This is a genomic window from Arthrobacter sp. FW306-04-A, assembly GCF_044358315.1.
Taxonomy (GTDB): Bacteria; Actinomycetota; Actinomycetes; order Actinomycetales; family Micrococcaceae; genus Arthrobacter.
The window spans coordinates 2,429,345-2,453,730 of the sequence record NZ_CP084559.1 but is presented as its reverse complement, the minus strand read 5'-3'; the positions used below and the strand labels follow the sequence as shown (position 1 = coordinate 2,453,730).

At 63.5% G+C, this 24,386-nt stretch carries 27 protein-coding genes and 1 pseudogene; 15 read left to right on the top strand and 13 right to left on the bottom strand.

Annotated features, from left to right (window positions below):
- Window positions 1-59: 59 nt before the first annotated feature.
- From LFT43_RS11255 to LFT43_RS11240, 4 genes are read right to left on the bottom strand one after another with little or no spacing between them, the layout of a single operon-like run.
- Window positions 60-545, bottom strand: coding sequence for a YbaK/EbsC family protein (locus LFT43_RS11255; RefSeq protein WP_395796805.1), 486 nt, complete (start codon window positions 543-545; stop codon window positions 60-62).
- Window positions 529-1,383, bottom strand: a complete 855-nt coding sequence (locus tag LFT43_RS11250; RefSeq protein WP_395796803.1) for an SURF1 family protein — start codon at window positions 1,381-1,383, stop codon at window positions 529-531. Before LFT43_RS11250 ends, LFT43_RS11255 begins: the two co-directional genes overlap by 17 nt.
- Complete coding sequence (locus LFT43_RS11245) at window positions 1,384-1,662, bottom strand: hypothetical protein (RefSeq protein ID WP_395796801.1); 279 nt, start codon at window positions 1,660-1,662, stop codon at window positions 1,384-1,386.
- Window positions 1,659-2,174 carry a DUF3099 domain-containing protein gene (locus LFT43_RS11240; RefSeq protein WP_395796799.1) on the bottom strand — a complete coding sequence of 172 codons (516 nt, stop codon included), beginning with the start codon at window positions 2,172-2,174 and terminating at the stop codon, window positions 1,659-1,661. The genes LFT43_RS11245 and LFT43_RS11240 overlap by 4 nt, the downstream gene beginning before the upstream one ends.
- A 153-nt stretch (window positions 2,175-2,327) precedes the next feature.
- Between LFT43_RS11240 and LFT43_RS11235 the strand changes: the two genes are divergently transcribed.
- Window positions 2,328-3,053, top strand: a complete 726-nt coding sequence (locus tag LFT43_RS11235; protein ID WP_234749389.1) for a beta-ketoacyl-ACP reductase — start codon at window positions 2,328-2,330, stop codon at window positions 3,051-3,053.
- Between the two features lie 151 nt (window positions 3,054-3,204).
- On the top strand, window positions 3,205-3,954 hold the full coding sequence (locus LFT43_RS11230; protein WP_395796797.1) for an SDR family oxidoreductase: 750 nt from the start codon (window positions 3,205-3,207) through the stop codon (window positions 3,952-3,954).
- 69 nt (window positions 3,955-4,023) lie between these two features.
- Here the strand turns inward: LFT43_RS11230 and serB are convergent, their stop codons facing one another.
- Complete coding sequence (gene serB, locus LFT43_RS11225) at window positions 4,024-4,917, bottom strand: phosphoserine phosphatase SerB (protein ID WP_395796795.1); 894 nt, start codon at window positions 4,915-4,917, stop codon at window positions 4,024-4,026.
- 125 nt (window positions 4,918-5,042) lie between these two features.
- Between serB and LFT43_RS11220 the strand changes: the two genes are divergently transcribed.
- The 5 genes from LFT43_RS11220 (at window position 5,043) to LFT43_RS11200 (ending at window position 9,149) form a co-directional block, all read left to right on the top strand.
- On the top strand, window positions 5,043-5,828 hold the full coding sequence (locus LFT43_RS11220; protein WP_284762480.1) for an ABC transporter ATP-binding protein: 786 nt from the start codon (window positions 5,043-5,045) through the stop codon (window positions 5,826-5,828).
- Window positions 5,829-5,847: 19 nt separating this feature from the next.
- Window positions 5,848-6,633 carry a sulfite exporter TauE/SafE family protein gene (locus LFT43_RS11215; protein ID WP_395796792.1) on the top strand — a complete coding sequence of 262 codons (786 nt, stop codon included), beginning with the start codon at window positions 5,848-5,850 and terminating at the stop codon, window positions 6,631-6,633.
- Window positions 6,634-6,640: 7 nt separating this feature from the next.
- Entirely contained in the window at window positions 6,641-7,534 is an 894-nt protein-coding gene (locus LFT43_RS11210; RefSeq protein WP_395796790.1) for a TrmH family RNA methyltransferase, read from the top strand.
- Between the two features lie 346 nt (window positions 7,535-7,880).
- Complete coding sequence (locus LFT43_RS11205) at window positions 7,881-8,684, top strand: NmrA family NAD(P)-binding protein (RefSeq protein WP_395796788.1); 804 nt, start codon at window positions 7,881-7,883, stop codon at window positions 8,682-8,684.
- A gap of 42 nt (window positions 8,685-8,726) precedes the next feature.
- Entirely contained in the window at window positions 8,727-9,149 is a 423-nt protein-coding gene (locus tag LFT43_RS11200; protein ID WP_395796786.1) for a DUF6069 family protein, read from the top strand.
- 9 nt (window positions 9,150-9,158) lie between these two features.
- Here the strand turns inward: LFT43_RS11200 and LFT43_RS11195 are convergent, their stop codons facing one another.
- The 3 genes from LFT43_RS11195 to LFT43_RS11185 form a co-directional block, all read right to left on the bottom strand.
- Complete coding sequence (locus LFT43_RS11195) at window positions 9,159-9,419, bottom strand: (4Fe-4S)-binding protein (protein ID WP_395796784.1); 261 nt, start codon at window positions 9,417-9,419, stop codon at window positions 9,159-9,161.
- Between the two features lie 188 nt (window positions 9,420-9,607).
- On the bottom strand, window positions 9,608-9,775 hold the full coding sequence (locus LFT43_RS11190) for a hypothetical protein (protein WP_395796782.1): 168 nt from the start codon (window positions 9,773-9,775) through the stop codon (window positions 9,608-9,610).
- A 393-nt stretch (window positions 9,776-10,168) separates the two neighbouring features.
- Window positions 10,169-10,765: a hypothetical protein gene (locus tag LFT43_RS11185; protein ID WP_395796780.1), complete on the bottom strand. Its 597-nt coding sequence runs from the start codon at window positions 10,763-10,765 to the stop codon at window positions 10,169-10,171.
- Between the two features lie 676 nt (window positions 10,766-11,441).
- Here LFT43_RS11185 and LFT43_RS11180 point away from each other — a divergent pair.
- From LFT43_RS11180 to LFT43_RS11170, 3 genes are all read left to right on the top strand, one after another.
- Window positions 11,442-11,747: a hypothetical protein gene (locus LFT43_RS11180; RefSeq protein WP_395796778.1), complete on the top strand. Its 306-nt coding sequence runs from the start codon at window positions 11,442-11,444 to the stop codon at window positions 11,745-11,747.
- 107 nt (window positions 11,748-11,854) lie between these two features.
- Window positions 11,855-12,235, top strand: coding sequence for a cupin domain-containing protein (locus LFT43_RS11175; protein ID WP_395796776.1), 381 nt, complete (start codon window positions 11,855-11,857; stop codon window positions 12,233-12,235).
- Window positions 12,236-12,315: 80 nt separating this feature from the next.
- Window positions 12,316-13,503 (top strand): MFS transporter, encoded by a 1,188-nt coding sequence (locus LFT43_RS11170; protein WP_395796774.1) that lies wholly within the window; start codon window positions 12,316-12,318, stop codon window positions 13,501-13,503.
- A gap of 559 nt (window positions 13,504-14,062) precedes the next feature.
- Here the strand turns inward: LFT43_RS11170 and LFT43_RS11165 are convergent.
- Window positions 14,063-14,305 (bottom strand): annotated as a pseudogene (locus tag LFT43_RS11165) (ATP-binding protein); the annotation flags it as partial.
- A gap of 287 nt (window positions 14,306-14,592) precedes the next feature.
- Here LFT43_RS11165 and LFT43_RS11160 point away from each other — a divergent pair.
- Complete coding sequence (locus LFT43_RS11160) at window positions 14,593-14,850, top strand: type B 50S ribosomal protein L31 (protein ID WP_009358283.1); 258 nt, start codon at window positions 14,593-14,595, stop codon at window positions 14,848-14,850.
- 81 nt (window positions 14,851-14,931) lie between these two features.
- The gene (locus LFT43_RS11155) at window positions 14,932-16,029 is read left to right on the top strand and encodes a biotin/lipoate A/B protein ligase family protein (protein ID WP_395796771.1); all 1,098 of its coding nucleotides are present in this window, start codon (window positions 14,932-14,934) and stop codon (window positions 16,027-16,029) included.
- 30 nt (window positions 16,030-16,059) lie between these two features.
- On the opposite strand, the gene LFT43_RS11150 is transcribed toward LFT43_RS11155, so the two are convergent.
- From LFT43_RS11150 to LFT43_RS11135, 4 genes are all read right to left on the bottom strand, one after another.
- Window positions 16,060-16,632: a hypothetical protein gene (locus LFT43_RS11150; protein WP_395796769.1), complete on the bottom strand. Its 573-nt coding sequence runs from the start codon at window positions 16,630-16,632 to the stop codon at window positions 16,060-16,062.
- A gap of 43 nt (window positions 16,633-16,675) precedes the next feature.
- Window positions 16,676-17,074, bottom strand: coding sequence for a hypothetical protein (locus LFT43_RS11145; protein ID WP_395796767.1), 399 nt, complete (start codon window positions 17,072-17,074; stop codon window positions 16,676-16,678).
- 117 nt (window positions 17,075-17,191) lie between these two features.
- Window positions 17,192-19,795, bottom strand: coding sequence for an aminopeptidase N (gene pepN, locus LFT43_RS11140; RefSeq protein WP_395796765.1), 2,604 nt, complete (start codon window positions 19,793-19,795; stop codon window positions 17,192-17,194).
- Between the two features lie 4 nt (window positions 19,796-19,799).
- Entirely contained in the window at window positions 19,800-20,843 is a 1,044-nt protein-coding gene (locus LFT43_RS11135; RefSeq protein WP_395796763.1) for a YeiH family protein, read from the bottom strand.
- Window positions 20,844-20,956: 113 nt separating this feature from the next.
- On the opposite strand from LFT43_RS11135, the gene LFT43_RS11130 reads away from it, so the two are divergent.
- From LFT43_RS11130 to LFT43_RS11120, 3 genes are all read left to right on the top strand, one after another.
- On the top strand, window positions 20,957-22,513 hold the full coding sequence (locus LFT43_RS11130) for a circularly permuted type 2 ATP-grasp protein (protein WP_395796761.1): 1,557 nt from the start codon (window positions 20,957-20,959) through the stop codon (window positions 22,511-22,513).
- 73 nt (window positions 22,514-22,586) lie between these two features.
- Complete coding sequence (locus tag LFT43_RS11125) at window positions 22,587-23,513, top strand: alpha-E domain-containing protein (protein ID WP_395796759.1); 927 nt, start codon at window positions 22,587-22,589, stop codon at window positions 23,511-23,513.
- The gene (locus LFT43_RS11120; protein WP_395796757.1) at window positions 23,510-24,361 is read left to right on the top strand and encodes a transglutaminase N-terminal domain-containing protein; all 852 of its coding nucleotides are present in this window, start codon (window positions 23,510-23,512) and stop codon (window positions 24,359-24,361) included. The genes LFT43_RS11125 and LFT43_RS11120 overlap by 4 nt, the downstream gene beginning before the upstream one ends.
- Window positions 24,362-24,386: the final 25 nt, after the last annotated feature.

Sequence of the window (24,386 nt, the reverse complement as noted above, 5' to 3'; positions counted from 1 at the left end):
AGCCCCAGGCGCCATCGGATCAACCGCCCAGCGGATCAGTGGCTCAGCGAACCTGCAATTCAGCGGACCTGCAACGGCTGCGCGGCCGTAATCCGTTGGAGCTCGCTGTAGCTGATGGAAAACATCGAGTTATGGTCGCCCGCACCTGCCCAAAGGAGCGGATGCACCTGAAGGGATATGTCGAGGATGGTGCGTATGGGCTGCGGGTGGCCGACGGGAGCCACGCCACCCACGGCCTGGCCCGTGTGTTCCAAGACGAAGTCCGGGCTCGCGCGGCGGATCCTGGCCGTACCCAAGGTTGCCGCGACCAAGGCTGTGTCCACCTTCGCGGCTCCGCTCGCGAGAATCAGCAGGGGCGCGCCGTCGAGCTCGAAGACCAAGCTGTTGGCGATCGCCGCGACATCGCAGCCCAGCAGGGAAGCCGCGGCGGCCGCCGTCGGGACGCCGTCGTCGAAAGTGCGCACCGTGTCCTGGGCACCAGCAGCGGTCAACGCGAACTTCACGTTCAGGACGGGGGAGGGGATCGCCTCAGTAGCCTTGTGCATCCAGGATCGCGTCTTCCTCTTCTTCGGCCGTTGGCCGCTTTGACTTCCGTGGCGCGGGGGCCTTGCGACGAGGCATCGCACTGATTTCTTCTTCCTCGTCTTCGGCATCAATCCGGGCATTGCGCGCCTGTTGCCTGGCCGCATAGCCAAACCCGACGAACATCAGCACGCCGAAGGCAAACCACTGCAGGGAATAGGACAGGTGGGTACCCTCGTCCGTGGCCGGCTTGGGGAACGGTGCGGGCATTGGCTGGACAGCAGGCGATTCCGTGGCCAGCTGCCCATAGGCCCCGGTCAAGACGGGGTAGCCGAGTTCTGCGGCGTAGGAAGGCAGATCGATGGATGCCAGTTGGCCGTCGACGGCGCCGCGGTCCAGCTTCGGTTCCGAGGCCTTCAAACGCGCGACGACGGTGACCTCGCCGGCCGGCGGGGCCGGGATGCTGTCAGGGTGGCCGGGAGTCTTGTTTCCGATGGGCAGCCAACCGCGATCAACCACCACGGCTTCGCCGCTCGTCAAACGGAACGGGGCCACTACCTCATATCCGGGCTGGCCGTTGAGAGGCCGGTTACGGACAACGCGTTGGCCCGACACGTCATAGCTTCCGCGCAGCTCAACCTGTGTCCATTCCCGCTCCGGGTCCAAGGACAGGAACTCCGCCTTGGCGGCGGAGAAGGGAAGGGGAGTGGCCGAATAGTTACTGACAACACGGTTGATTTCCGCCAACGTTTCGGCTCGGCGATCCATTTGCCAACGACCCAGGAAAACGCAGCCCGCAGCAAAGATCACGGCCAGAACGAAGTAGCCCAGCCACTTGCTGGAAAAAAGAAAGCGGTACATTCAGCGGGCCTCGCCTGGGTCTGTGGTCTTCTCGAAGGGTATCGTCTCTTTCCACAGGCCGCGGGTCTGCAGGTAGTCCTCCAGCCATTCCCGGTGATCCTGGCAGGAAAGCCACACCTTGCGGCGATCGGGAGTATGGATGCGCGGGTTGTTCCACAAGAGCTGCCACGTGGCCTCTGCCCGGCAGGCCTTGCGCGAGCACACCGCGGCGAGTGACCCGCGATGACCGGCTTGCTGCTCATTCTCCAAGCCAAGGCCGCCCATTGTGAAGATGTTCATGAAGCCGCCTGTTCTTCCCCGCTATGCGGATATTTGAGCTTGCCGCTGCCGACGATGCCTTCCGTTTCCGGGCGGGAATCGTCCTGGTGCGTGGCGTCGTCGTCGATCAGTTCACCTTCCAACACCGTCACAGTCGCCGCGGGCGACTCCGATTCTGTCTCAGGTGACGCTTCCAGCTCGACCGCCGGCACGTAATCCAATAAAGCATCGCTGTGGATTTCGGCCTTGTCGCTGCCATTGGCGATCACAACGGCGATCCAAGGCAAGAACACGGCCCCGGCAACGGCGATGATCTTGAACCAGCCATCAACCACGAAAATGAGGATGATGCACACCATGCGGATACCCATGGCCACCGCATACTTGATCATTCGTTCGCGCATATCGTCCGAATGGGCAGAGGCGGCATCGGTAATGCTGTGCACCACGGGGTCACCTGAAACGGCGTCCGGGTCCCCGGGCGCCTGCAGGGGACTGCTATCTCTTGTCACGGCTGATTCATCACGCTCCAACGGCTCCCCTCAATTCTCTCACTCCGGAACGGGCCTCCCAAACCGCGCCGTGCGCAGCTACCCGCGGCCAGGGGCTGCCGGCGGCTAAGATCGATGCAGGAAATCACCCACTTTCAAGCGGCACAGTGGTGCCGCGGAACTCTGGAGAGCAGTATGTCTGAAGCAGTATCAACCGCCCGCAGTGTCCTCATCACGGGCGGAAACCGCGGCATCGGCCTGGCTATCGCAGAGTCATTCCTCGCCAACGGCGACAAAGTCGCCGTGACGTACCGCAGCGAAACCCCCCTTCCCGAGGGCATCCTTGGCGTCAAGGCCGATGTGACCGACGAGGCCTCGCTTGACGCCGCGTTCAAGGAAGTCGAGGCTGCCCACGGGCCGGTGGAGGTTTTGGTAGCCAACGCCGGCATCACCAAGGACACGCTCCTTTTGCGCATGAGCGAGGACGACTTCACTTCTGTCATCGACACCAACCTCACGGGTGCCTTCAGGGTCATCAAGCGGGCCTCGAAGGGCATGATCCGCATGCGCAAGGGCCGGGTTGTGCTGATCTCCTCCGTGTCGGGCCTCTACGGCGCCCCGGGACAGATCAACTACTCGGCCTCGAAGGCGGGCATGGTGGGCATCGCCCGTTCCCTCACCCGGGAACTTGGCAGCCGTGGCATCACGGCAAACGTGGTTGCACCGGGTTTCATCAATACGGACATGACCGCCGAGCTTCCCGAAGACACCCAGAAGGCGTATTTGGCGAGTGTTCCGGCCGGCCGCTTTGCCGAGGCTTCCGAGGTGGCCAACGTGGTCCGCTGGATTGCCAGTGACGAAGCCGCATACATTTCCGGTGCTGTCATCCCCGTGGACGGCGGCTTGGGGATGGGCCACTAGGTCCTTCCTTGGGGCGGCAGGGCGTGTTGGCGAAAGCGCAAAACACGTCCACTGGTTCTTGTGGGAAAACCACAGACGGAATGAGGAAGCCCGCTGGCATGATTGACTCAGGACTAATAAAACTTGGATGTTTTGAACAAAAGGAGCACGAATGGGACTGCTGGACAACAAGACGGCAATCGTCACCGGTTCTTCACGCGGCATCGGCGCTGAAGTAGCCAAAATCCTGGCCGGCGAGGGCGCTGCTGTCGTCGTCAACTACCGGCAGAAGGCCCCCCGGGCCAACAAGGTAGTGGGCCAGATCCAAGCAGCCGGTGGCCGTGCTGTCGCCGTCGGCGCGGACCTGACCACCCAGGAAGGTGTCCAGTCGCTTGCCAGCGCCGCCATGGAGGAGTTCGGTTCGCTGAACGTTCTGGTGCTCAACGCTTCCGGCGGCATGGAATCCGGCATGGAAGAGGACTACGCCCTCAAGTTGAACCGTGACGCCCAGATCAACATGCTCAACGCAGCAGTTCCGCTGATGCCGGAAGGTTCCCGTGTGGTCTTCGTCACCAGTCACCAGGCACATTTCGTTGAGACCGTGCCCACAATGCCCGAGTACGAGCCGGTCGCCCGTAGCAAGCGCGCCGGTGAAGACGCATTGCGCGAACTGCTCCCGAATCTGGCCGACAAAGGCATCTCCCTCGTTGTCGTTTCCGGCGACATGATCGAGGGCACTGTAACGGCCACCTTGCTTGACCGCTCCAACCCGGGTGCCATTGAGGCCCGCCGCGCCGAGGCCGGCAAGCTGTACTCCGTCGAGGAATTCGCCGCCGAGGTCGCCAAAATGGTGACTGCCGACGTCGAGAGCGGCCACACCGAGTATGTTGGCGGCGCCGACTACTTCGGCAAAATCGCCTGATAGCTTTCAAACACGAAGAAGCGGCTGGGACAATGTCCCGGCCGCTTCTTCGTCGCACGTGAGTTCAGCTCACACGCCGGCGATATGCCGGACCGCGTCAAGGTAGGGCATGTTGATGGCGGCATCGGCGACCGCCCGGACGGCAGGCTTCGCGTTGAACGCGACACCGATGCCCGCTGCGCCCAGCATGTCGAGGTCGTTCGCGCCGTCGCCCACGGCGATGGTGTGCTCCAGGTCGATCCCCTCGGCGGCCGCCCACTCGCGAAGGTATTTCTCCTTGGCTGCGCGGTCGATGACGTCGCCGATGACCTTGCCCGTCAGGACGCCGCCAACGATCTCGAGTTCATTTGCGATCCAGTAGTCCAGCCCGAGTTCCTCGGCGATAGGCTTCAGGATCTGATTGAAGCCGCCTGACACCACCGCCACCGCATGGCCCGCGGCTTTGAACGCAGCGACGAGTTCCGCTGCCCCCTCGCTCAAGCGCACCTCGGCACGGACGGCGTCGACGACGGCGGCCGGCAGGCCTGCTAGCACTGCCACCCGGGCATGCAGACTCTGCGCGAAGTCCAGTTCGCCACGCATCGCGGCCTCAGTGACGGCGGCTACTTCCTCGCGCTTGCCGGCGTGTGCAGCAAGCAGTTCGATGACTTCCTGCTGGATCAGGGTGGAATCGACGTCCATGATCAGCAGCTTGCGGGAGGCATCACGCAGGGCGTCGGCCACGATTGCGGTGTCCATGCCGGGAGCCGCGGCATCTGCCACCTGGCGCCGGATGCCGGACAAGTCGGCGGCAGTAGCCCCGTCAACGGCCAAGCCAATGGTGTACACCGCAAAGCGCTCGTCACCCGAATGCGTCTCGGACGTGAAGGAAGCCCCCGAGCCGGACAGCACCTTGCGCAGGTGTTCGAGCTCCGAAAGGGACAAATTCACGCCATAGCTGACCGCGGTCAAGTTCGAACTCATGGCTGCAATCTTAGCCAGCCCGGAACCGCCGCCCGAATTCCTGTTTCATTCAATCCTGCGTGCGAACAGTGTGACCGAAGTTTCGGTTATCCATCGCCCCCGTTTTTGTCCTAGTGTCTACTCCTATGAGTGATGTTCTGGAATTGGCTTCCGTCAGCGTTGTCCGAGGTACCAAGACCCTGCTGGACAAGGTTGACTGGCAGGTCAATGAAGGCGAACGCTGGGTCATCCTTGGCCCTAACGGTGCCGGCAAGACCACTCTCCTCCAGATCGCCGCCGCCCGGATGCATCCCACCAGTGGGAAAGCCGGGATCCTTGACGAGACCCTGGGCCGGGTGGATGTCTTTGAGCTCCGTCCGCGCATTGGCCTTTCCTCCGCGGCCCTGGCCACCCAGATCCCGGAACAAGAAAACGTGCTGAACGTTGTGGTCACCGCTGCCTACGGCGTGACCGGCCGCTGGCGCGAGGGATACGAGCGCGACGACGAGCGCCGGGCCTTCGGCCTCCTCAACGAATGGGGCATGGGGCCGCTGCTGAACCGGTCCTTCTCTTCGCTTTCCGAAGGCGAGCGCAAGCGCGTGCAGATCGCCCGGGCCCTCATGACCGATCCTGAGCTGCTCCTCTTGGACGAGCCGGCCGCCGGCTTGGACCTCGGCGGACGCGAAGAGCTCGTCCACAAACTCGGCGAGCTCGCCCGCGACGAGGACGCTCCCGCCATGGTTCTCGTGACGCACCACCTTGAAGAAGTTCCTCCGGGATTCACCCACGCCATGCTGCTCCGCGATGGCGGCGTGGTGGCCGCAGGACCCATCGAGGAGGTCCTGACCGCAGAGCACCTCAGCAACACCTTCGGCCTGGCCTTGGACGTGACGGAGAACTCCGGCCGCTACACGGCCACCGCCCGCCGCTAGGCACGGGCACCTAGAAACAGTGGAGATCCTTAGCGGCATCCTGATCTTTTTCGCGGGCTTGTGGGCCGGAACCATCAACAGCGTGGTCGGCTCGGGCACACTGGTGACGTTCCCGGTTCTCATCGCCCTGGGCTACGCGCCTGTCACGGCGACCATCAGCAACGCCATGGGTCTTGTTGCAGGCAGCGCCACAGGGGCATGGGGCTACAGGCACGAACTCAGGGGCAGGGGCCGGCAACTGTTGCGGCTGCTGCCCGCTTCGGTGCTGGGCGCAATCACCGGCGCTTGGCTGCTGCTGCACCTCCCGGAGAAGGTCTTCTACTACGTCGCTCCCATCCTGATCGTGGTGGCGCTGCTCATGGTGCTCTTCCAACCCAGACTCCAGCGGTGGGTCCAGGACCGGGCGGGCAACCCGGAGCACGCCATCCACGATAAGCGGCACACGGTTATCCTCGTTGTGCTGGTGTTGCTCGCCGGAATCTACGGTGGCTATTTCGTAGCTGCCCAAGGCATCCTGTTGGTCGGCATTCTGGGTGTTTTCATGACGGGCACCATCCAGAACGCGAACGCCATGAAGAACATCCTGGTGTTGGCCGTCAACGTGGTGGCTGCGTGCTCCTACCTCTTGTTCGCCTTCGGCCGGATCGAGTGGCCGGTCGTCGCGATCATCGCCGTCAGTTCGTTGATCGGGGGTCTTGTGGGCTCCAAAGTGGGGCGGCGCTTGAAACCTCTCGCCCTCCGCATTGTGATTTTCGCGCTCGGCATCGTGGCACTCGGCTTCATGATCGCCAACTTGCTGAAATAGGAACCCGGTGACCTTCCACTACCTCGAAACCGCCGACGATCCGCGCGTTGCTGACTACACGCAACTCACGGATGTGCATCTCCGCAAGCTCCGCGAGCCGGCGGAGGGCATGTACATTGCCGAGTCATCCCGAGTGCTTCGGCGTGCCCTCGCGGCCGGGCATCGGCCCCGCTCCTTCTTCCTGGCGGAAAAGTGGCTGGAGGACCTCGACGACGTATTCCAACAATTCCCCGAGGTCCCGGTCTACATCGGCAAGGCCTCCCTGCTTGAAGAAATCACGGGGTTCCATTTACACAGAGGTGCAATGGCAGCGATGCATCGCCCGGCCCCGGTGCCCCTTGAAGAACTCCTCGCCGGCGCGCACCGTGTGGCTGTGTTGGAGGACGTGGTCGACCACACGAACGTGGGTGATTGCAAAGTACAAGAGTCCGATCGCGTTCGTGCGCGAGGGCGTTCCAGGATCGCGATCCTGGAAAATCTTACCGATCATACGAATGTTGGAGCTGTGTTCAGGTCGGCAGCGGCGATCGGGGTCGATGCTGTGCTAGTCACACCGCAATGCGCTGACCCGCTGTACCGTCGCTCGATCAGGGTCAGCATGGGAACAGTGTTCCAGGTGCCGTGGACGCGGATCGAATCGTGGCCGGCCAGTATCGAACAGCTGAAAGAGGCGGGCTACTTCGTAGCGGGCATGTCTCTGGGGGAGGGAGCCATCACTCTTGATGAGCTGGTGGCCCAAGATCATCAAAACCTTGTGCTGGTTTTCGGAACCGAAGGCGACGGGCTGAAGCCTGAGACCGATCAATTGCTGGATGCCCGAGTGACGATTCCGATGATGAACGGCGTTGATTCGCTGAATGTTGCTGCGTCGTCGGCCGTGGCGTTCTATGCGACCAGGTAACGAATGGCAGGAAGTCGGATGCCAGTAATAGACCGGCGAATGGACCCATCTAACAGCGGTCTCCGGCGTGGCCGCAAGAACTCCGTACCACCAAAGTTGATATAGGAGGTGGGTACCAAAATCCCCGGAATGACGCGCGTTCCGGCCTATCTGTGGACATCTTTGTGGCACAGCAGCGACCCATCTCATTTAGTACGTTGGTGGCTTCTTTCCCGCCGTGGCAGGTGTGAGGGAATGAGCCCGGAGACGTCCTTGCTGCATGTGATTCAGGACCTCGAAAGTGTGTTTCTCGTCTAAGTCAGCAGTCCACCGTGTAGCGGTTGGCTGGGGCTCAGCGAGCTGCGTCGTGAACGCACTACTCGAGCGCGGTGCCCGCGTCCGCGCACTGGTCCGCGACGCGGGCAAGTCTGCAGCCGTCGCACTCGCGGACCGCGGCGTCGAGCTCGTGGCCGGCGATGCCGGTGACGCGGCGTCATTGGACGCGCTCTTCGCCGACGTGGATGCAGCGTTCGCGATGACCACGCCTCTGCCCGGCGGCACAGAGCACGAGACCGCCACGGGAATCTCGATCGCGGACGCCGCGGCGCGCGCCGGAGTGCCGCATCTGGTGTTCAGCTCCGTGGGTGGGGCGGAACGGGAGTCCGGGGTGCCGCACTTCGAGAGTAAGCGCCGGGTCGAGGAGCGAATCGAGGCCCTCGGCATCCATCACACTTTCCTGCGTCCGGTGTTGTTCATGGACAACCTGGCGAGGTACTCCACCAACGTTGAGAACGCCGTGGTCGTCGTCCGGATGGCGATGCCCGGTGATGTTCCGCTTCAGATCGTGGCCGTCCGGGACATTGGCATCGCCGCCGCGGCGATCCTGCTCGGCGGCGCGAGCGTCGAAGGCGCGAGCGTAGAGATCGCGGGCGACTCACTCACCGGATCCCAGATCGCGGAGGCCATCGGCGGATATGCCGACCTTCCCGCCCGTTACGAGGCGCTGCCGCTTGAGTCGGTCGCCGCGTTCGGCGACATGGTCGCGATGTACCGATGGCTCACCGACACTCCCGCTTTTCAGGCCGACTTCGAAGCATCCCGCGCGCTCGTCCCCGACCTCCTCGACCTGCCCGGATGGCTGGCCGCGTCTGGCTGGCATCTCGGCGACTGAGCGAACGGGACAGAACAAAATGCCAACCACAGGAGAAATGCCATGACCACCGGCACCGCCCCCGTCCACACCATCGCACCGCCAATCTGGAGGCGCGGCCTCATCGCAACCGCGGTCGCCGCCGTCGCCAACGCCGTCGTCTTCCGAATCGGCAACGCTGCCGGCGCGGACATGACCGTCGTCATGGCGGGAACGACGGCCTCGGTCACCCTCGTCACAGTCCTGACCACGACCGTCCTCCCGCTGGTGCTCGCCAGCATCCCGACCTGGCTTCTCGCCCGCAGGAATAGAAGGCTGCGGACCGTCCTGGCATGGGCAGGGCTCGCGGTCGCCATCGCAACGATACCTGTGCCCGTCCTCTTCGCGCCGCAGCCTGCCACCGGGTGGACACTCGCGACGATGCACCTGATCGCCGGACTCGTCTGGCTCGGGTCCATGACGATCGGTACCCGCCGCCGCGTCTGACCGCGGCCCTCAGGCGGCTGGTGCGGTGCGCTTCCGGCCGTCGCCGGTCCGGTAGCCCAGCGCGAAGCTCGGGCAGCGATCGATCACAGTCACGATCTCATCGACCGCCGCCCCCGTGGCATCGATCCACGGCCGACGGTCGCGGTCGAAGACTCGCGGCAGCCCGCGGACGCACTCGGCGGCGTGCTCGCATCGTCCCGGTTCCCAGGTCACCACAATCCCGTCCGCCGCGTACTCGCGGATCCCCGGCCGATCGGCTATGCCGTCCATCTCGTTGCCTCCTCGCGCCGCTGGATCTCTGCTTCTCCCAACCATTCTCGACCTCACCTACAGAACGCACCACCCCAAGGAGCAAGTCAATGTCCGAGCTCCGCATCGCCGTCGTCCTCGGCAGCACCCACCCCGGCCGCTACGAAAGCAACCTTCGGGCACCTGTCAACGCAGATGACTCTCCGCTGCTATTTCGCTCCGAGGACCAGCCGCAGTTCCTCGCCGTACTGCGCGGCGCGGCGATCCAGGAACTCGGGACCTTGTTTGCCCCAGTAACCACCCCAGTCGCCGTGGGCGTTGTACGAGCCGAAGCCGTCGAGGGCGGTGAACACGTCCCGGGTGTAGATGGCAGTCATGATGGTTTCCTGGTTCTCACTTGGTGGGGTCGGACGCGTACCGGGGGAGTCCGGCGGGCCGGTACGTCTGCAGGATGATTCCCTTCAGGATTGAGCCCGACGTCCCCATGCCATCGCTCGCATTGACGGGCGAGGCTGGGGACGACGTGCCCCTTGCCGCAGACGGTGCACCCCCGCCTATCCGCGCGAGGCGCAGATCACAACGCCTCACCGGCCGGCTGTTCCACATCCGCGGCACCGGGCAGGACATGAACGTTACCTGGCAGTACAACAGCAAATACGACCAGCGCCCCAGCCTCTCGACAGGCCGGGTGGAAACCGCGCACTTATCCCCCGGATTCTGTTCTCAGCCGCGCGGCGCGGGCAGGTCCAGGTTCCAGTGACGGGAGACCATCAGCAGCCACTCGGCGAGCCTTCATGGCCAAGGCCGGCAGGTCCTGGAGTAATGAAAAAGCGAGAGACAACACGCTGCGAGCCTTCGGCGTCTCCGTAGAGCACGTCGACAGCGAAGCCGTCACCGGCCGCTCCCTCGGTTGCGTTACGGTAGTCGGCCGACTCCGGGTCCCGGATAGCGACCTGGCAGAACCCGGCGTCGTTGGCCGGCACGTAGATGTCGCGGGTCAGCCGGTGGAACTCCTCGACCCGAGACAGCGGCGCCCTGGCGTCCGGAGGCAGGTGCCAGCCGTGCAGGACCGCCACCCCTGCACCGGCGTTGCGAACAGACATCAACAGGTATACGGCGTCGTCGGCCATTTCTAGGGCGGCGTGGCCCCCGTGCACCACCATCCACTTGCCTTCCATGAACCGCACCTTCTGCGGGGCGTCCGACCAGTTGGAGGGCAGCAGGATGGGGCGCAAACCGTTCAGCAGGGCGCGCTCGGCCAGCCGCGCCGACCGGTTGGCCGATCTCGTGGAAATGAACGTTGCGACGGCGAGCACCGTCGTGCCGAGAGCGGTGCCGAGGTTGGAGATTAGAACCCAGTCGACCATAAGGCACATTCAACGCCATGTCCTGCCCTGTCAGCAATCGATTTCGGCGTCTTCGGCGGTGGCATGGCATCATCCGTCGTGTGCCGCGGTGGTGATTGGGATTGACCTAAGTTTTGCGCCGACGGCAAATGGCGGTAGGCGAATGCCTCTGTTAGGTGGCTCCGCTGTCGAGACGAGGTTCAATTACCGCCCGAATTGGGGTCTTCCCGGCTGGCCCGACGGCGAACAGACGGCTGCACCGGTATTGGGCTTCTCCCGGGAGGACATTCATCCTGGGGAAACGGTTCGCGCCGTGATCGTGCCTCTGTTCTTTGGCGGCCTGCCGGCTTGGAAAGAGGTAGGTCCTGGAGATGAGCTGCGCATGTACGAAGGTCAACGCATCTGTGGGCGCGGAACCGTCATTTGGGTGAAGCCCTCGAACTGGCCCATGCCAGAGGTAGACCAAGTGCGGTTTACCCGCTGGCTCGAAACCGGATAGCCGGACGCGCTTCAGCGGGATTTTTGGGGCGTTGACCCGGCCTTGTCTATGTTCCGGCTTTGCCTGTGCTGTTGGAGCGATGTATTGGGCGACCTGTCTTTCCTACATGCCGGGACGAAGCACCTGATCTGGCCAACAGGACTCAGCCCGGAGTTGCTCTCGCGCATGGAGCCGTGGCAGGCAGAGGACCGCATTCGAATGATCCACTACAGCCTCGCGGAGAGCTGGGGCGCGCTCGATCAGGTCGACTTGGTCCTCCACCCCACAATCCACGCGGGGGCACATGGAGAGCCGTACTCTCTCTCGGCAGCCCAGGCGCTCATCAGCGGTGTGCCCATCATCGCCAGCCGCTCAGGAAACGTCCCGCACCTGCTTGAAGGATACGGGCCGATGCTCATCGTCCCCCTAACGATGTCCGGGCCCTCCGGGAGGCAATCAGGCTCTTCGCCAGCGGTGGTGCCCCGCAGCTTGGCGTCTCTGCGGTCGTCCTGGCCCATGAGCTAGCCCAGCAGCTTGAGGGCGCAGGCCGCTCCACTATGGCCTTCTATCGACAACTCGTTACCGAGCGGCTGGTGGAGATCTGAGCCATGATCAGCGCGCACCTCCCTTCCATGAGCCTCTCTCCCGACTGGGGGAAAACCGACGCCACGATTGGGCTACACGGAGGGACCGTCAACGGTGGATCTACCGGCCGGAAGTCGATCGTGATCTACTTCCGGATCGAGCCGGGCAAACGGACCGGGCGACACACAGACAGCGCCGAGGAGGTCATCTACATTGTTGAGGGTCTCGTCGAGGCGCGGGTCGGCGACGAGCGGGCACTGCTCGTCGCCGGTTCGATTGTCGTCATCCCGCCTGGTGTCATCCACGACATAACGAACGCTGGGGAATCCCCTGTCACTGCCATTGGTTTCTTCTCAGAAGACAGGGTGGACAGCGTCTTCGAAGAACCGCTGCTGCCCAGGGACACTGACACGTTCTCGCTGCCGTGAACCGATAGCCTGAACGCAGCACCGGGTCAATGACGAGTTCGGAGGTAACCACGATGACGCTTGGTGGGGTTGGAGCGGCGGTGTCGCGTTATGCAGACGTTGTGCGCGCGCCAGGCGCTGCGTTGCCCGTGGTCGGAACCATGCTGGCCACCTTACCCATCGGAATGCTCGGCCTATCCGTCCTGCTCATGGTCCAGCAGTCCAGCGCTGGCTTCTCAGGTGCAGGGCTGGTCGTCGGGGTGCTCGGTCTAGGGACGGGGCTCGGGATGGCATTCCAAGGCCGGCTGATCGACCTATTCGGACAACCGAGAGTGCTCATTCCGGTGGCAACGATTCAGCTTGTTCTCCTCGTGCTTCTCGTCGTCGGGGTGGGTTCCGGCTGGCCTGTATGGGTCATTTGCTTGGTGGCGTTCGGTGCAGGTGTTGGCGAACCGCAGGTCGGGGCTAGTCTGCGATCTCTCTGGGCGATACTCGTTGGACCAGAGCAGCGGCACGTGGCGACGGCTCTGTCTTCGATTTTGTTCGAAGCGCCGATCATTGTCGCGCCCCTGCTGCTAGCGGCAGTCCTGGTGGTTGCCAACCCGTCGTTCGGCGTGCTTCTCGCCGGAGTGTGCTTCACAGCCGGGGCATATCTGCTTTCCGCCAGCAAGGCGTCACGGGGCTGGAAGCCCGTATTAAGGGAACGGAGTCGCCTTCTGGGTGCTCTTGGGTCGAAAGGGGTCAGGACCATCGTGCTGGTCGGCTTCGGCCAAGGTATTCTTACGGCCCTAACTCAGGTTCCGTCGGCCGCCTTCGCTGCGAACGTCGGCGCTGCTGAAGGCGCACCGCTGCTCTACGGGGCGCTCTCGGTGGGGAGTCTGGTCGGCACGTTCGCGTACGGTTTGCGGCGCTGGGCCGGGCGCCCGTGGGCAAGGCTGGCACTGCTCCTCGCGTCCGCAGCGGCCGCCTTGGCCCTCTGCGCTGTGATGCCTTCCCTCCCGCTGCTCGTAGTCTCGGTCTTCCTTGTCGGAACATCGATAGGGCCGGTTGCGGTCTGTTACTTCGGCCTACTGGAGGACCTTGCTCCGGGAGGCACTCTCACCGAGGCTTTTACGGCGGTTACCTCGGTTGCCCTGGGATCGTTCGCCGCATCGGCCGCGGTGGCCGGAATCATCATCGACCGGTTCGGCGTACCTTGGGCATTCGGAATCGGGTTTGCAGCAATGGCCCTGACCGCCCTGACCGTAGTCGCAAGACACCGAACCTTGGAATCAACCGGTAAGCCCTGAGGAGACCGCCGTTGCCTTGGATTCCGTGCCGACGGGTCCGTGACCGACACGCGGTCCGCCTTTTCTGATGACAGGATCACCTGGGTCCAGGCTGTGCCGGAAGCCGTCTCTGACAGGTTAATGTTGTGGTGATTCCGTGAACCGAAAACATCGATGCGTTGGCGGATCTTCCCTCGGGCCGCGAACGTACTTCCGCAATAAACTGCCCGCAGTTGGCGGTTAACGGGAGCTCGCGTGGGTATGAGGTTTCGGACGGACTCATAGGATAGGTCCATGCCTGATGGGGCGTTGCATGCGTCGCAGCCTGGTGCATTTGGTGTGTCGGTGAGCACTGCACTTCGTGGAGTGATTCCTGTTGCACCAGTTGAATCCAGGTAAGAGACTTGAGAAAACAGACCAAGGCGCGGACAGGCCCGGCCGGGTATGGAAGCGGAACCAAGAGCATGAGCACCCAGACCACGAAAGCTGAGAGCCACGATTTGGTGCCGGGGATTGCCCAGGCGCTCATGTTCATCATCGGGGCCGTCGTCTTCGGTTCCCTTCACAGCACGCCCATTCGCTAGCTGACGGCCTGTAGGGCGATGGTGTGGGCCAGTCGGTATGAGTCGGTTCCGGTTTCGATGACGGTACCGTTGAAGGTTAGCCGGTCAGCGATCGCGGCGCAGAGTCGCGGGTCGGTGAAGGTTTTGGTCCAGCCGGAGAACGACTCATTGGAAGCGATCTTGACTGACGCTTTTTCTTCTCGTTCGGTGAGGACTTGGAAGAGGAGTTCGGCGCGGCGTTTGTCCAGTTCCGTATAACCGCCGCCGCAGCGGATTGCGACACCCTCCAATGTCGGCGCGATCTTCCGTTCCGCGGCCGCTCTCGGGGTGGACGCCGTGCTCGTGTCCCCGCTCAACGTCGCCGCCCCCGCCGTGGCTTTCTGGGAACTGCGGCTGCGAGGCTGGCGCGGGTGGTTCAAGCAAAGTGCGGTTTCCGCTATGATTGATTGTTGGCCCGGCATTGGGTATCTATTTTCAGTGCGCGGACCAAATCCATTCATACCTGGCAGCTGGCAAAATCCAGCTGCGTGAACAATAAGGTCCCATTATGAAGTCTGATATCCACCCGAAGTACGAAGCTGTTGTATTCAACGACCTGGCTTCCGGCGTCAAGTTCCTGACCAAGTCCACCGTGTCTTCTTCCAAGACCATCGAGTGGGAAGACGGCAACACCTACCCGGTCATCGACGTCGAAATCTCCTCGGAGTCCCACCCGTTCTACACGGGCAAGCAGCGCATCATGGACTCTGCAGGCCGCGTCGAGCGCTTCAACGCTCGCTTCAAGGGCTTCGGCGGCAAGAAGTAATCAACTTCACCTCCAAGCTTTGGTGAAAGCCCGCATCTGCCGTATCTTCGGTGGCTGCGGGCTTTTGCGTTTTCCGGCAGGATGGAAGCCATGACTTCCAGCATGGCTTTCGAGCAAGGCGAGCAGCAACTTCACGGCGAATACAAGGTCCCCGGGGGGAAGCTCGTGGTCGTTGACCTCGACGTCGTGGACGGGCGGTTCGCCCGCGTCTCGCTCAGCGGCGACTTCTTCCTGGAACCGGACGAGGCTCTGATGGACATCAACCGGGCGCTCACGGACCTTCCGGAAAGTTCGACGCCGGGAGAGATCTCCGCCGCCGTCAGCGATGCATTGCCTGCAGACTCGGTCCTGTTCGGCTTTTCCGCCGATGCCGTGGCTATTGCTGTCCGCCGGGCGCTTGCCAAGGCCAGCGGCTGGGCGGACCACCAGTGGGAGGTCATCCCGCCGTCGGTCCTTCCCACGCACCTCAACGTCGCCTTGGACGAGGTCCTCACCGAGCAGGTGGGAGCCGGGCTCCGCAACCCCACCTTGCGCTTCTGGGACTGGGAAGAGCCGTCAGTGGTGATCGGCAGCTTCCAGTCCTTCCGCAACGAGGTGGATTCCGACGGCGTCGCACGCCACGGCATCACTGTGGTCCGCCGTATCAGCGGCGGGGGAGCCATGTTCATGGAGGCCGGAAATTGCATCACCTATTCGCTCTATGTGCCACAGAGCCTGGTGGATGGCATCAGCTTTGCCGACTCGTACGCGTTCCTGGACGCGTGGGTCATGGCTGCGCTGGAAAAACTGGGCATTACCGCCTTCTACATCCCGCTCAATGACATCGCTACCGAGCAAGGCAAGATCGGCGGCGCCGCGCAAAAGCGCCTCGCCAACGGCGGGATGCTGCACCACGTCACCATGAGCTACGACATCGACGCCGACAAAATGGTGGAGGTCTTGCGCATCGGCAAGGAGAAACTCTCCGACAAGGGCACCCGGAGTGCCAAGAAGCGCGTGGATCCGTTGCGACGGCAGACCGGCTTGGCAAGGACGGAAATCATCAGGGCCATGCAGGAGGTCTTCATCGAGCGCTACGGGGCCACGGAGTCCCGCATCACCGACGCCGAATTGGCAACGGCGCGGGAGCGGGTGCAGTCAAAGTTCGGTACCGAGGAATGGCTGCACCGTGTTCCCTAATAGCCTATGTTCCCAAGGGCTGATCAACACCTACTCGGCCCGGTACGCATTCACTGCCTGTTCCAGGACCGGGCCGTAGAGCGGCCATGAATCGGCGGGAGCCGCCGCGATGAGGACGCTGCTGCCCCGGCGACCCGCCACGAAGCAGGCAATCTCACGGTAGCGGTTGTTGCCGACGTGGGTTACATAGCTGTCGTCCACGCAGGAACCCGTGCCTCCGCGGAAAGCCATTCCGGTACGGTCAGCGATTTTGGTCGGCGATGAGGAGTTCTCATCCGCCAGGTGATCCAGCCTGAAGGTGTTCCAATTGTCCAGCGACTCGCTGCTCTGCCGGGGTGTGGCATTGAGGTATATCCGCAGTTCGCCGGTGGAGGACATGACGGCTGCGGATACGCTCCCGGGGTCGCTTTCCGCAGGACTGGCGTCGGGTGGGATTGAAAGCACCGCGGTGCCGTCCGGAAGTTCGATGGTTTTCCACCCTGCGGGGGCCGGTTCGGCGTTGAACCACGCGAACGGCGCTTCTGCGGATAGAACAGTTTGCGGCGGATTCTGGACAGCGGAACTGCACGCTGCCATGGTTATGATCCCGCTAGCCGCGATCACAGATATCCTTGCGGACAGCGTTGCCCTGGAGCGAGCTTGAGCGCTACCGGTTTCCATCGCCGTCGTCCGGTCCGCCGTTGTCGTCATCGTCGTGGTCGCCGCCATTGGGGTGCCGCGGGGGTGGCGGAACCATGTGCGGTGGCGTCTGTACCGGTGGGGGAACGACGGCTGGCGGGACTGGAGCTTGTGGGACGATGGAGGGCGGAACGACGCCAGGCGGGGCAGCCGGCGGCGTGATCGGCGTCGCTGTCGGGGAGGTCGACGGCGAGGGGGGAGTCCCGGTGGTGACGTTCGGCGAAGGTGCCGGTGTGCTGGTAGAAGGCACACTGCTCACTGGTGGGGCAACCGGCGCTGGAGTGGCGGGCTGTCCGCCGAAGCAGGCTCCGAGCAATAGGGTGGTGCCCAGTGCTGCGACGGCAAGCGCCGGGCGAGGAATCTTCATGGTAACCGTCCTCAAGAAAGGCCCATGCGGAGCGCCGGGCTTGCATCTAAAGACGATGCTGGCGACCCCCAGGTTCAACGCCGGCCCGGCCGGGGAAGCGTCGGCGTCGCCCGGAACTCAGCCGGCGGTTTGAGCCTCCAAGGCGCGGAACAAATGGCTCCGCTGCTCTATGACAATGCGCCGAAGGGCCCTCGGGGCTCCCGAGTGCGTCGCAAGCCAATCGTCCGTGCGCAGGAGCACCGGGTGATCCGCCGGGATCATGCCCGGGGCGAGGTCCTGGGCTGAGGGGAAAAGACCCCGCACAATCCGGCCTGCGATCTCGATGCTCCTGGACTCCCAGACGCTTTCCAAGCAATCGAAGTACGGTTCCATGAACCCGTCCAGTAGTCCCGACGGGGAAACGGAGAAACCTGCGATCGTCGCGCTCAGAATCTCATTCGAGAGCGTGGTGTTGTTCACTGCGGCATCCCATGCAGCTGCCTTGACTGCGGCATCGGGACGGGCAGCGGCGGCCAGTGCATGGCCTTCGCGGCCGGATGCCGTGCGGTCCTTGGCAAGTTCGGCATCCAATTCCGGCAGCTCGGCCGAGCCATTCGCTGCAAGGGCCTGCCACAGGCTCCACCGTAGATCCGCATCCACCGTCAAGCCGTCCACAATTACGCCGCCGGAGAGGATGCCGCGGAGGAACTCCACGTAGGCGGGATCACGGCGCGACAGCTCGGCCAGGGTCCTGGCCCAGGCAAGTTGTTGGTCCGAACCGGGCTCGCTTGTGCGCAGTAGCCGCCCGCTGGTCTCAAGCAGGCTCCCGCGGACGGCATTGCGTTGCTGCGCCGGCACGTAACGCTCGACAGCAGTCACAGCGTTGCCCAGAATGTTCAGCAGCACGCCGATTCCTGACTCTGCGGGGGCGAAGCGTTCGACGGCGGTGACGTACAGCGCCGCTGGCGTGACGGCGTCGCGCGCTGAATCCCACAGGGCTGTCCAGCAGAGTGCCCGGGCCATCGGATCGTTGAGTCGGTCCAAGGCGGAACGGACTGTTGCCTCAGACCCCGCATCCAGGCGGATCTTCGCATAGCTGAGGTCGTCGTCGTTGACGAGGAGAAGGGCCGGCCGCGGCTTGCCCGCCAGTGCCTCCACCGCGGTCTCGGCGCCTTGGGCATCGGTCTCGACCACACCGGTTCGGAGCAACCTGCCACTGTCATCGAAGTCGTAGAGACCGATCCGGAGCCTGTGAGGGCGGTGTTCCTGCCTGCCCGTGATGGGGTCCACGGAGTCCTGGCGCAGAGTGACTGACTCCATGACAAGGCTGCCCCCTGAGATCTCAGCCGTCACGGTGGAAATCCCTGAAGTCTGCAACCACTGGTGGGCCCACGTTCCAAGGTCCCGGCCTGATGCTGCGCTCAATGCTTCGAGGAGGTCGGCCAGGGTTGTGTTGCCGTACTCGTGATCTCTGAAGTAGCGCCGCGAGCCGTCAATGAAGGCCTCGAAGCCGACGTAAGCCACCAATTGCTTGAGGACGGATGCACCTTTTGCGTAGGTGATGCCGTCGAAGTTCTGCTTGGCGGCCTCCAGGTCGGGAATGTCCGCAACGATGGGGTGGGTCGTCGGCAACTGGTCCTGCAGGTATGCCCAGGACTTGCGTTTGTTCGCGAAATTCACCCAGGCGGTGTCCCAGTCCGTGGCCTTGTCAACGCCGAGCGTGCCCATGTAGTCGGCGAAGGATTCCTTGAGCCAGAGGTCATCCCACCAGGTCATGGTCACGAGGTCGCCGAACCACATGTGGGCCATCTCGTGCATGAGGGTGTTTGCGCGGGCCTGGTACTGGGCATCGGTGGCGCGCGAGGTGAAGACGTACTTCTCCGTGAAAGTGACAAGGCCGGGATTTTCCATGGCACCGAGGTTGTACTCCGGCACGAACGCTTGATCGTACTTGCCCCAGGGATACGGATAGTCGAAGAGATCGTTGAAGAAGTCCAAGCCGTTCTTCGTCAGCCGGAAAAGCTCCGCGGTATCGAAGGACTCTTGCATGGATGCGCGGCAATAAAGCGCCAGCGGAACCTCAAGGCTGGTCCCGTCGTCGAGCGTCTTGCTCCAGTGATCCGTGGCCCGGAAGTAGGGACCGGCCAGCACCGTGGTGATGTAGGTGGACATCCGCCTGGTGGTGGCGAAGTCCCAGCGGCTTGTGGCGGGATCGGTGGTCAGTTGTGTCCGGGCGGACTCTGCGCCGTTCGAGGCCACGTGCCAGCCGGAAGGGGCCATGACATGGAACGTGAATTCGGCCTTCAGGTCAGGCTGCTCGAAATTCGCGAACACGCGGCGGGCATCCGCCGGTTCGTATTGCGTGTAGAGGTAGCACTGTCCGTCGGCAGGATCGACGAAGCGGTGCATGCCCTCTCCGGAGCGGCTGTAAAGGGCCGTTCCCGTGACCGTGACTTGGTTTTCAGCTTGGAGATTGTCGAGGCGGATCCTGTCGCCGTCCACCACCCTGGCGACCTCGAGGCCTTTTCCGTTGAGGAAGACGCTGTGCACTCCGCCGTGGATGAAATCCAAGAACGTGGAGGAACCAGGTTCGGCGGAAAAGTTGATGACGCTGCGGCTCGTGTACCCCGGCACATCAGGGTCGGCGGCCTCACGGACGTCGAGGGAGACATCGTAGCTGTGCGTGCTGATGAGGGCTGAACGGGTGGCGGCCTCAGCGCGCGCCAGATTGTGATTCGACACTCAGCTATCTAATCATGAGCAAGACTGCGCCCAGGCCCAGCAACGCGATGAGGAACCACGAGCCCAAGGCAACCAGCGCGGCGCGGCCCCCGGTGAGCAACAGCGTGCGGACGCGGACCGCTGAACCTAGTCCGAACAGGGCGGAGGCTAGCAGTATGTCCTGGATTGCTCCCGCGGCTTCCAGGACGCCGGGAGTGAGCCATCCCAGCGAGCGGGCGGCCACCATGGCGATGAATCCGAGGACGAAGAGGGGAACGATCGGCGGGAACTTGCCGCCGTCGTCGTTCGCCTCGTTGCCGTTGCGTGACTTCCGCCGCATCGACCATCGTTGCGTGAGGCCGGCCCCGGCAACTATGGGAGCCAGCAGGATCACTCGCGTCAGTTTGACGACGACGGCGATGGCCAGCGCCGCCGGACCCGCGGTCTGTGCCGTGGCAACTACTTGACCGACGTCGTGCACGGAAGCGCCGGTCCAGGCACCGAACTGTTCAGGACTCAGCCCCAAAGGGTGCATGAGCAGGGGCAGGACGCCGATGGCGAGCGTGCCGCAGAGGGTCACCAGGGCAACAGGCAAGACTGTGTCCTGGTGCTTGATGCGGCGCACCGCGGCCATGGCACCGATCGCCGAGGCGCCACAGATGGAGAATCCGGTTGCAATCAACAGGGCACCTTCGCGCGGAAGATTTACCAGGCGGGCGAGTCCGTACGTGCCAGCGAAACTGAGCAGCACGACGGCGGCAATCAGGACGAGCGCGAACCAGCCAAGGTCAAGGACGTCAACAACGCTGACCTTCAAGCCCAACAGGACGATGCCTGCCCGCATGTGGTGCTTGCCGGCGAAGTCAAGGCCCGGGCGGGCGCGTCCGGCGGCCCATGCGGCTGTGCCCGGTATATTTGCAGCTAACAGACCCAGCGCTACAGCCGCTGTCATGGCAGGGATCGGGGGAAGCAGGGCATGGACAATGAAAGCAAGTCCAGTAGCTGCCACTGCCATGACAACTCCGGCTCCCAATCGGGAGATGGGTGCCGGAAAACGCTTGGGATGCATTCGTCAACCTTGATGCATGCAAGCGGTGAAACGCGAACCGGGATTAAACCTGGTGTCGCAACATGCAGAACGCGAAATGCGTTCGTAATCGAAAAGGTGATTGTCTGAGTCCCATGTCAGAGCTATTCCGGGATTACTCCGAGGCCGCCGCCCGTTCCGGCGCCTACGACGAAATGTTCGCCCCAGGCACAGTTGCGCGAAAATCCTACGGCCAGGTAGACGGTGCACTCCGCGAGCTTTCGCTTGCCGATGTGAGTGCGCGTGCCGAGTCGATGGCGCGGACCTTCCTGGACCGGGGCGTGACGTTCGATTATGCGGGGGAGGAGCGTCCTTTCCCGTTGGATATCGTGCCTCGGGTGATTCCGGCTGAAGAGTGGGATGTTCTGGAGCGTGGGGTAGCGCAGCGGGTGCGGGCGTTGGAAGCGTTCCTGGATGATGTGTACGGGCGGATGGCGGTGGTCGCGGACGGTGTGGTGCCGCGGGCGTTGGTGACCACGAGCGCGCATTTCCACCGTGCGGTTCATGGTTTCGAACCGGCCGGCGGAGTGCGGGTGCACGTGTCCGGAATCGACGTGGTCCGTGATGCGGCGGGCACGTTCAGGGTGCTGGAGGACAACGTGCGGGTACCTTCCGGGGTGTCCTATGTGCTCGAGAACCGGCGGGCGATGGCGAAGGGCTTGCCCGAGGCGTTCGGGCAGCAGCACATCCGGCCGGTGGAGGAATACCCGCGCCGTCTGCTCTCGGCGTTGCGGAAGACGGCGCCGTCGGGGGTGGATGATCCCACGGTGGTGGTGTTGACGCCCGGGGTGTTCAACAGCGCCTACTTCGAGCACACGCTGCTGGCCGGGCTGATGGGCGTGGAGTTGGTGGAGGGCAGGGACCTGATTTGCCGCGGCAACCGGGTCTACATGCGCACCACGGCCGGTGAACAGCGCGTGGATGTGATTTACAAGCGGATTGATGATGAGTTCCTCGACCCGTTGCAGTTCCGTTCCGATTCCATGCTGGGGTGTCCGGGGCTGGTGAACGCCGCCCGGGCAGGCGGGGTGACCATCGCGAACGCGGTGGGCAACGGTGTGGCCGACGACAAGCTGGTCTATTCCTACGTGCCTGACCTGATCCGGTACTACCTGCACGAAGAGCCAGTGATCGCCAACGTGGAGACGTTCCGGTTGGAAGAGAAGGAAGCCCGTGAACAGGTCCTGGACCGGCTCGAGGAACTGGTGGTCAAGCCGGTGGACGGGTCCGGAGGCAAGGGCCTGGTGATCGGTCCGGATGCTTCGCGGGAGGAGCTGGATGCCTTGCGGAAGCGGGTGTTGGCTGATCCGAGGGGCTGGATCGCGCAGCCGGTCCTGCAGCTCTCCACCGTGCCGACGCTCTCGGGGGACCGCTTCGGGCCCCGGCACGTCGATCTGCGTCCGTTCGCGGTCAACGACGGCGACGACGTCTGGGTGCTGCCCGGCGGCCTGACCCGTGTGGCGTTGAAGGAAGGCTCCCTGATCGTGAACTCTTCCCAGGGCGGCGGGTCCAAGGACACCTGGGTCCTCTCGGACTCCCCGCGACTTCCCGTCGTCGAGCTGCCCCGCTCCTCCATCACGGTCCGTGAGCAGGTCTCGGTATGGCCCGTTGAAAGCAACTGGCGGGATCGACAGTCGGACCAGCAGCAGTGACCGGCCTCGCCATGGTGAACGGACCGGATGACATTCATCGCCACAACGCAGGACCCGAAGGAGGCACAGCCCCATGCTGAGCCGTATTGCTGAATCCCTTTTCTGGATCGGACGCTATGTGGAGCGCGCCGACGGAACGGCCCGAATCCTGGACGTCCATCTCGAACGCCTGAACCACCTTCCGCTCGAAGAGCAACGCAGCGTGGCAAGGGAACTCCTGGCCGTCATGGGAGCGCGTCCCCAGAGCGAGGACTTCGGTTTGCCCGAGCTCCTCCACGCCCTCGCCTACGATAAGACGAGTGCCACCTCCATTGCGGGTTCGCTGGGGGCTGCCCGCGAGAATGCGCGCCGGGCACGGGAGACCGTGTCCTCTTCTTTGTGGGAGAGCCTGAACACCACGTACTACGGGTTGAACCAGCACCGCAAAGATGTGGTGGGGACGTACCGATTCTGCAACTGGGTACTGGAACGCACCGCCATGGTCAGGGGCCTCGCGGACACCACTGTGAGCCACGACGAAAGTTGGCTCTTCCTCGTCCTGGGCCGCTCGCTCGAACGCGCCGACATGACCGCGCGGATGCTGTCCACCCGGGATGTCCTCTCCGCAGGAATGTCCTGGGTGAACATGCTGCGCTGCGCTGGTGCCTACGAGTCGTTCCTGCGGACCCGCCGTGCGGCTTTCGGGGATCAGCACGCTGCCGAGTTCCTGCTGCTGGACCGTTTGTTCCCACGCTCCATCGTCTTCGCCCTGCGCGACGCCGACGATTGCCTTGCCAAGTTGGATCCCTCCGCCCAGCGGGTGGGCTTCATCAATGACGCCCGTCGGATCGTCGGCCAGGCCCGCACGTTCCTTGAGTTCCACCGCACGGACGACCTCATGTCCGAGCTGCCCGAGCACATGGACCGGGTGCAGAAGGCCGTAACGCAGGCCTCTGACGCGATTTCCCGTAAGTACTTCAATCAGGCGGATGAACTGGCCTGGGTGGGAGAAGTTTCATGACCCGGCTGAGCATCGTCCACAAGACGGCCTACAAGTACAACCGTCGCGTGACTCTGTCGTACAACGAGGCACGCATGACGCCGCTGACCGATCCCCAACAGGTGGTCCTTGAATCCTCGTTGAAGGTCACGCCCTCGCAGGCTGCCGTGAGCACCTACCGTGATTATTGGGGCACTCGCGTGACGGCCTTCGACATGCAGATGCCGCACGAGCGCCTCGAAGTCGTGGCCACCGCCACTGTGGAAGTCCACCGGGTGGAGCGAGTGGCCCTGGACGAAGAGATCGTTGGCTGGGATGTGATGGGCTCGGACGATATCCGGGACCAATTCAGTGACTGGCTTCCGCAATCGCAGCTCAGCGGACCCGGCGAGGAAGTCCTAGGCATCATTCCCACCGTCGTCGCCGGCAAGAACCCGCACGAGACAGCCATGGCGGTCTTCGAATGGATGCGCGGCGAGATGAGCTACGTGAAAGGCACCACCGGCGTCACCACGAACGCCGAAGAGGCCTGGAACCAGCGCCAAGGAGTATGTCAGGACCTGGCCCACCTGGCCATTGGTTCGCTTCGGAGCTGTGGCATTCCAGCGAGGTACGTGTCCGGCTACATCCATCCGCGGCCCACGGCCGAGATCGGCGAAACGGTGGCTGGCCAATCCCATGCTTGGTTGGAATGGTGGGACGGCGAATGGCGCAGTTGGGACCCGACCAACCACAAGCCGGCCGGCGACTATCACGTCACGGTGGCACGCGGCAGGGACTACCGGGATGTTCCTCCGTTGAAGGGCATCTTGTCCGGTGGCGGCGGCTCGGGCCTGACCGTGACCGTTGAGATCACGCGACTGACATAGGCGGGCCTGCGGCCCTCCACCTGGA

Coding starts and splice junctions, on each gene's coding strand:
- LFT43_RS11190 (WP_395796782.1), bottom strand. CDS start 9,775: ATGACTGCCATCTACACCCGGGACGTGTTCACCGCCCTCGACGGCTTC.
- LFT43_RS11135 (WP_395796763.1), bottom strand. CDS start 20,843: ATGCATCCCAAGCGTTTTCCGGCACCCATCTCCCGATTGGGAGCCGGA.
- LFT43_RS11130 (WP_395796761.1), top strand. CDS start 20,957: ATGTCAGAGCTATTCCGGGATTACTCCGAGGCCGCCGCCCGTTCCGGC.
- LFT43_RS11220 (WP_284762480.1), top strand. CDS start 5,043: ATGAGTGATGTTCTGGAATTGGCTTCCGTCAGCGTTGTCCGAGGTACC.
- LFT43_RS11180 (WP_395796778.1), top strand. CDS start 11,442: ATGATCCACTACAGCCTCGCGGAGAGCTGGGGCGCGCTCGATCAGGTC.
- LFT43_RS11245 (WP_395796801.1), bottom strand. CDS start 1,662: ATGAACATCTTCACAATGGGCGGCCTTGGCTTGGAGAATGAGCAGCAA.
- LFT43_RS11175 (WP_395796776.1), top strand. CDS start 11,855: ATGAGCCTCTCTCCCGACTGGGGGAAAACCGACGCCACGATTGGGCTA.
- LFT43_RS11255 (WP_395796805.1), bottom strand. CDS start 545: ATGCACAAGGCTACTGAGGCGATCCCCTCCCCCGTCCTGAACGTGAAG.
- LFT43_RS11235 (WP_234749389.1), top strand. CDS start 2,328: ATGTCTGAAGCAGTATCAACCGCCCGCAGTGTCCTCATCACGGGCGGA.
- LFT43_RS11160 (WP_009358283.1), top strand. CDS start 14,593: ATGAAGTCTGATATCCACCCGAAGTACGAAGCTGTTGTATTCAACGAC.
- LFT43_RS11230 (WP_395796797.1), top strand. CDS start 3,205: ATGGGACTGCTGGACAACAAGACGGCAATCGTCACCGGTTCTTCACGC.
- LFT43_RS11195 (WP_395796784.1), bottom strand. CDS start 9,419: ATGGACGGCATAGCCGATCGGCCGGGGATCCGCGAGTACGCGGCGGAC.
- serB (WP_395796795.1), bottom strand. CDS start 4,917: ATGAGTTCGAACTTGACCGCGGTCAGCTATGGCGTGAATTTGTCCCTT.
- LFT43_RS11155 (WP_395796771.1), top strand. CDS start 14,932: ATGGAAGCCATGACTTCCAGCATGGCTTTCGAGCAAGGCGAGCAGCAA.
- LFT43_RS11145 (WP_395796767.1), bottom strand. CDS start 17,074: ATGAAGATTCCTCGCCCGGCGCTTGCCGTCGCAGCACTGGGCACCACC.
- LFT43_RS11125 (WP_395796759.1), top strand. CDS start 22,587: ATGCTGAGCCGTATTGCTGAATCCCTTTTCTGGATCGGACGCTATGTG.
- LFT43_RS11250 (WP_395796803.1), bottom strand. CDS start 1,383: ATGTACCGCTTTCTTTTTTCCAGCAAGTGGCTGGGCTACTTCGTTCTG.
- LFT43_RS11200 (WP_395796786.1), top strand. CDS start 8,727: ATGACCACCGGCACCGCCCCCGTCCACACCATCGCACCGCCAATCTGG.
- LFT43_RS11185 (WP_395796780.1), bottom strand. CDS start 10,765: ATGGTCGACTGGGTTCTAATCTCCAACCTCGGCACCGCTCTCGGCACG.
- LFT43_RS11120 (WP_395796757.1), top strand. CDS start 23,510: ATGACCCGGCTGAGCATCGTCCACAAGACGGCCTACAAGTACAACCGT.